The organism is Streptomyces sp. H27-H5 (assembly GCF_026627505.1).
In the GTDB taxonomy this organism is placed as follows: domain Bacteria; phylum Actinomycetota; class Actinomycetes; order Streptomycetales; family Streptomycetaceae; genus Streptomyces.
Genome location: NZ_JAPNLK010000257.1, coordinates 1 through 2,129, shown reverse-complemented (window position 1 = coordinate 2,129; position 2,129 = coordinate 1). Strand labels below are relative to the sequence as shown.

Genomic DNA, 2,129 nt, shown 5'->3' with positions numbered 1-2,129 from the left:
CAACCGCCTGACCTGCACGAACACCCTCGCCTAGACACACGCCGATCCGGCGTGCGCTCCGGCATATCCACAGGTCAAACCCCATATTCGCGTACTAGAGCGCCACCTCAACTGCGGAACTCAGGCCCGGGGGCTCTCCTGAAAGGACGCCAGTCATGATTCCGCATCCTCTGCGCATGAAGGGTGGAGCCGCCACGCTCGGTGTCCGCCCGGGACAGATCGGTCCGTTCGGCACAGCAGCGTTCGCTGACAGTGAGCCGGCGCCCCTGACGAACCCCAGAAAGAATTCCGAAGTACGGAAGTCACGGACTCCGGAAGTCCGGAAGTCTCAGACTTCGGAAGTTGAGGACGGTTCTCAGGGCACGGAGAACCGTCCGACTAGCCGCACGTGACCCGGGTGCGCTTGCCGTATGCGGTGGGCGCCTAGGGCGTGGTGAGCGCATTGAGCGGGGCCGTCACCGACTGGTGACGGCCCCGCTCTGCTGTGTCCGGGGCCGGCCCCGGACGTCCCCCGGGAGGGTGATTTCGTCCTCGCGTACGCGAGCGCAGCAGGGGTGTATATCCCCCAACTAGGCACAGAGCAGGGGTAATTGACACCTTCTGGAATGAACTGTCATCTTTCCGGCACACGGTCCAGGGTGGGCCGGTGCCGGAGGAGGCGATCGGCGTGGGGAAGCGGTTGGAGTACGACGAGGGGCAGGCCGCCGGCCGGCTGCGGGTGGGCCGGCCGGCGTTTCGGTGGGCGGTGCACACCGGGGTAGTGCCGGCCCCGGACGCCGGCCCGGGGGTGTGGTCCCGGGCTGCGGTGGAGTCGATGGACGTCGACGCGATCCGGGCGGGGCTGCCGGGTTATCCGTTGTCCGGGCGGGGGGCGGCCGACGTCCTCGCGCGGGCCCTGGGCACCCCCAACCCCGTTGAGGGCGGGGCGGGGCCGGTGGTGGTGAGTGTGTTCGCGGTGCGGGCGATGGTGACGGCCGGGTACCTGACGGACCTGTCCGGTGACCCGGAGCAGCCGGCGTTGCACCCGGACCAGGTGGCCGCCCTGGCCACGCACCCGAACTTGGCCCACCTCCTGGCCCAGGCCACCCCGCTGGGGCCGGACCAGGCCGCCGCCCGCCTCGGCGTGCGCCGCGCGGACTTCGACCACCTGGTGCGCCTCGGGTGGGTCCGCTCCACCGAGGAGACCCGGATCAGGTTCGGGGCGGCGCGCGGCGGCACGGTGTGGGTCCCGCTGTACCGGGCCGAGCACGTCGACCGCGTCCCCCTGGTCCACCCGGAGGTGGACTGGCCCGCGCTGCGCGCCCTCGGCAAGGGCCGGCGCTCGCCCCTGGCCAGGATCGGCGCCGGGGGTGTCCGATGAGCGAGTGGGGCCACTACAGGGACATGTCCGCGTGGTTCGGGCCGGAGGTCGGGGCGGCGTTGGACGCGGCGGCCGGCACGGGAGTCGCCTACATGGCGATCGCCTACCCGATCCGCCCGGGCGCCGACCGGGGCGGATTTCAGGGGCTGGTACGGCTCAACCTGGTGGCACTCAGTGATCGATACATCATCCACATCGCCGAATATCCGGCCGACGAATTCAACCCCCGGAAAGCATCAATGACCCTCGAAAGAGAGGGATTCGACACCGTACTTTGGGATGATTGCCAACGCGACACCTGGACCGCTCTGGCAATTTCAGTAGAGCGCGAAGACTGGTGAATTCCTGGGATTCGGTGGCGGTTGTCGTATTCGAGAATCGCCATATTGGTATAGACCTCTAGGCGGGTTCATGTTCGGGCGTCCGGGGACCCGGTAGGGGTCCCGTACGGCCTGATGGTGCGCTACTATCGGTTGCGTGGAGCCCGGCAAAGCCGGCAGTTCAGGGGAGTGGGAGGCACTGAGGTGCACGAGCACCAGGCCCAAGCCCCCAACTCATCAACCCCCACTCTGACCAGCGGAAACCCGCGACAGCACCCCCCATCGTCGCTGCCGGCCAGGGTTCGGCCGGAGGCCGGACCCCTCGGGCCGAAGGCCCGGGGAGGTCACCGAAGGTGACCTCCCGTCAGGGCCGGAGGCCCGCCAAGGGCGCGGAGCGCCCGGCATCTTGACGGCCCGTAGGGCCGTCGCGTCGTGTCTCCGGAGGAGAC

General features: G+C 69.3%; 2 protein-coding genes. Both read left to right on the top strand.

The features are described 5' to 3' along the window. The first annotated feature begins 667 nt into the window (after window positions 1-667). On the top strand, window positions 668-1,360 hold the full coding sequence (locus tag OTB19_RS42555; protein WP_267804224.1) for a hypothetical protein: 693 nt from the start codon (window positions 668-670) through the stop codon (window positions 1,358-1,360). 23 nt (window positions 1,361-1,383) lie between these two features. Next, window positions 1,384-1,701, top strand: coding sequence for a hypothetical protein (locus OTB19_RS42550; protein WP_267804222.1), 318 nt, complete (start codon window positions 1,384-1,386; stop codon window positions 1,699-1,701). The last annotated feature ends 428 nt before the right edge of the window (window positions 1,702-2,129 follow it).